Source organism: Photorhabdus kayaii, assembly GCF_025384895.1.
Classification (GTDB): Bacteria; Pseudomonadota; Gammaproteobacteria; order Enterobacterales; family Enterobacteriaceae; genus Photorhabdus; species Photorhabdus kayaii.
In genome coordinates this window covers 1-4,287 of sequence record NZ_JAJAFZ010000129.1, presented here as the reverse complement: position 1 = coordinate 4,287, position 4,287 = coordinate 1, and the positions used below count along the sequence as shown (strand labels likewise).

General features: G+C 43.9%; 2 protein-coding genes. Both read right to left on the bottom strand.

Annotation, left to right across the window (positions count from 1 at the left end):
• Positions 1-95: 95 nt before the first annotated feature.
• Positions 96-2,561 carry a penicillin acylase family protein gene (locus LGZ98_RS22970; protein WP_113044297.1) on the bottom strand — a complete coding sequence of 822 codons (2,466 nt, stop codon included), beginning with the start codon at positions 2,559-2,561 and terminating at the stop codon, positions 96-98.
• A gap of 220 nt (positions 2,562-2,781) precedes the next feature.
• On the bottom strand, positions 2,782-4,287 hold a 1,506-nt coding region (locus tag LGZ98_RS24150), incomplete at its 5' end, for a thioesterase domain-containing protein (protein ID WP_315902004.1).

Genomic DNA, 4,287 nt, shown 5'->3' with positions numbered 1-4,287 from the left:
CAAAATCCTATTGGGATAGGCTCTTAGTCCGAATGATGCGCTCTGATCAATCTCCAAACATCAAAAATCACTCACCGGACTAAGCTTTCTGATCACTATTCTTGAATCGTGCGACTCTGATAATTTGGGTCAGCTCTTATCTGCGATTCCGTAAATGGCACACGCTGCCATTGTTTAGTACTGTAGCTATGTGTGTAATCACTGTAGTAAGGCGAGGTCGGATCATCAGTCAAGGACGAAACTAATAAAACATAAGCCTCCACGCCATCACGTGGGAAACTCACCACCTGCAAATAACTATTGCTGGTTACATCTCCTCTATCCATTTCGTATGAGTTATTTACATTACAGCTAATAGTAAAGTAACCCATTTCATCACATCCACCATACAACGGCATCTTTCTGTCACCACGAGTGAGATATAGATAGTCACCTCGTTTAGCGTTTAATGACAAACCACGATGTTGCAAATCTAATACCGTGGCACCTAAGGCTTGACGTAGTGTTTCAGTTGCATTCGTCCGCAGATCACGCGGAGTATTCAGTGGGTCGGCTGAGTCAAACGGCACGGCGAATAATTCCTGCGTATCACGCTCTATCAATAATCTCGTCCAAAATCCATCCCATACATGGGCACCACGTGCACCGCTATTACCTGTGTTATTCCAAGCTCTCAATACAGCACAGGCTTCCGTCAGATTCACCTTACGTCCTGACACAAACAACTCTCCTTTGAGTACATCGCGCTGCACGTTGACTAGGGGTATGACACAGACTTGATCCAACGCCTGCGTTTTAAAACGTTCAGCACTAAATACCCGGCTATTGAGCGCCATCTGACGTATCACTTCACTATTGACATTGCGCCCCGGATAACCATCGTTGCCACTAAAACGTTCTTGCACCATCACATGCCCCATACGAGTACGCAAATTCAATTCCTCCTCACCACTCGGGCCAAAAATTGCAGGATAACCCGTTAGCGGTGCTTGGGGATTACTTAACCAATAGCTATTGTTCATATTGGCCACATAGTCTTTGCGCAACAAACTAGGCATTCGGCTCGGGCCAACTGCGCCAAGCTGTACTGAATCGGGATCGTTTTGCCAATTACATGTACTGCGCGAACCATCAAGAAAAGGAGTATTAGGTGGTAAATGCCCAGCCTTTATTAAAGCTTTTCCCATTGCCGTAGTACACTGTTCCACTTGTGTGGGCGATATATTAGGCACCGCCCCCATATCGGCATACCAAGCCTGCGAACTACCTCGTCCTACAGCCACAGTATTAACCCAAGGCATAGCAGCCTCCTCACGTTGAATGGTAATAAATTCATCAAGTGATTTAGCTTCACTCCAACGCAACCAGTTACGCCAAGGACGGAAATTATCCCGGTTAATGTTGCGCAAGGCAAACGCTGTATTTTCGCTCCAAGTCAACATCGGATCACTTACAATGGGACCATATTCGGATTTGTACAGTGTACGCGTAATTGGTACAAGAGCTCCTGAGCTATGTTTTACTTGTACTGTAATGGTATGTGACTGCATTCTCACAACTTTTCCATCATGTAGATAACTGAACGGATCACCTTGTACCAATCGCAATTCAAAAAATCCAGTACGCTCTGCTGTCGAAACCGTATGACTCCAAGCTACATTGTCATTAAACCCGATTTGCACCACAGGTGAACCTAGAAATGCAGCACCACTCACATTCAGTACTCCAGGAATCGTCAATTGTGCTAAGTAAAACCGATCTGGCCCCTCCAAATACCAATGTGGATTACCAAATAGCAGTGGGCTATCCGTACCTGTAGCCACTGAACCAAAACCATATGCATTACTACCAATGCCTCCATTGACCAAGTTACGAATCCGAGGGAATCCAGCAACCGCACCTCGGACCAGCGGTATTGTTCTAACAGCGTCAATACCTAGTGCAGGAGGAACCGCATTAGCAATAGACGGTAATAGGCTGATAGACAATTCCTCTGCTAAATCAACCGAATACATCCGACGATAAATATCTTGCGCACTAATCGATTTTACCCAAGGCGCGCTACTGCAAGCCGTATTCTTTTTGTCAGAAGAACCTGCGGCTTTAAATTCACGCACATAGCGATTGTAACCAGAAGCAAATCCTTCCACGAGTAACCTCATTCGCTTTGGCTGGGCTTGTTTCATACTCTCTATTACATCATCAGATACAATGTGGCGATGATAAAAATCGGAGTCCAAATTAGACCAGTTACCCGCTGTACTAAAATAAACTGGTAATGCCTCACCACCGAAATATTCGGAACGCTCACCACGATAAGTTAGAAAAGAATCAGCCATTGTGCAAAGATTATCTTGAGCCTGAGCATAACCATAACCATAGCCTAAACTACCCCAGTCATTAGCCTGAATATGTGGCATTCCCATGCTAGTGCGTCGAATGTTCACTTGATAAGATGACTTATCAGCTCTTAGGGCATTATTTTCAGCATAAGCAGTTAATCCTATGAATAGCATCAGTAATGGTATAACTCTTATACCGTATGCTAATTTTAAAATCATACACATCCCCTTTTTAGAACTATTCATTATGGTTTTAAAAATCGTCGTTTTTATACAGAACCATATAGTTAAATAGACAAAGTAAATCAAAGTGCAACATTGACGAAAAGTAGTGGGACCATACAGATAGTAGATAAGTCATGGCATAAATCTACCCATCTTTTGCTAACTAGAATGACCCCACGTATAAGTATGGTTTTCTATTTTCAGAACAACCTAATTAACCTGATTTACCCTTAGTTTTAATAATCCTTAGCAGTTCCTTTCCTAGGTGGCTAATATAAGGTTTTTTCATAATGGATGAGTGAGTTCCTCTCAATGGAACAATTCGTAATAATCCATCAAATATCAAATTTCCCCAGCCTAGGCTAAAATCACTCCTATCATTTTCATCCATTGCAGAAAACAAAGTAATCATAGTAGGCAGTTTTGGTGGACAGTAATGATAGCTTGCTACATCCATGTTATGACAAACCAAGAGAAAGTCCTTAAGGAAACTATATTCTGGTAAACTCTTCACATTACTATTTTCTTTAACAAGCTGTAATACAGCTGTGTAATCTTTATTTTTTGCCAGCTCAATCGATTTATTAATAACAACATTTGGTATATCTAATGTCGATAACACTTCAATCAATTTAGCCATTTCATCAAAAACAAAGCCATTTGGCTTCTCATACTCAGGATAGAATTGTTTATAGTCTCTATCTGTATCAATCAACCCTATAAAATCCATTTTTTTTCCAGCAGCTATTAACTGACGAGCCATTTCATAAGCAATTACTCCACCAGATGACCATGCTGCAATACGATATGGACCTACAGGCTGTACATGTAACATGCCTTTTATATACGATTCGGCCAGCATCTGGATTGTCACTAAAGAACCATCCTTTGCTTCTTTCTCTAGTAAATTGCCAGCAGAGAATCCATAGACTGGAATACTTATGTCGTCCATCCAGGTAACAAGATCATAGGCATAACTAATACTCCCACCACCAGCATGAACAAAGAACAAAGGTATATCTTTCCCACCAGTACGAATAGGAAATAAGTTAGGATATTGATTTGAATTGCAGTCAGATTGAATGGATATAGCTAGCTGGCTAATTGTTTTTTCGGTAAAAATATCACCTAATACAATTTCAGTATCTAGAGATTGTCGTAATCTCGCTACCAAACTCATAGCTAGTAGTGAGTGCCCGCCTAACTCAAAGAAGTTGTCATGGCGGCCGATACGCTCCACGCCTAACAAGTCCTGCCAAATCTGTGCCAGCTGCTGCTCAAGCTTACCCTGTGGCGCTTCATACTGCCGTGTCACCACCGCACTCTGGTCCGGGGCCGGCAATGCCTGCCGGTCCAGCTTGCCATTCGGTGTCAACGGTAACGCCTCCAGTACCACAAATGCACCGGGCAGCATATAGTCCGCCAGGCTTGTGCTTAACTCAGCCCGCAGCGTTGCGGCGTCCAGCCCCATTCCGGCCTGCGGCACCAGATAGGCCACCAGCCGCTTGTCACCCGGCGCGTCTTCCCGGGCGACCACCACTGCCTCCCGCACACCGTCACAGGCCGCCAGCCGGGCTTCAATCTCGCCTAACTCAATACGAAAACCGCGGATCTTGACCTGGAAGTCATTGCGCCCAAGATATTCAATATTCCCATCCGGCAACCAGCGGCCCAGATCGCCTGTCTTATAGAGCCGGGCCGCTGGTTCATCGCTAAACGG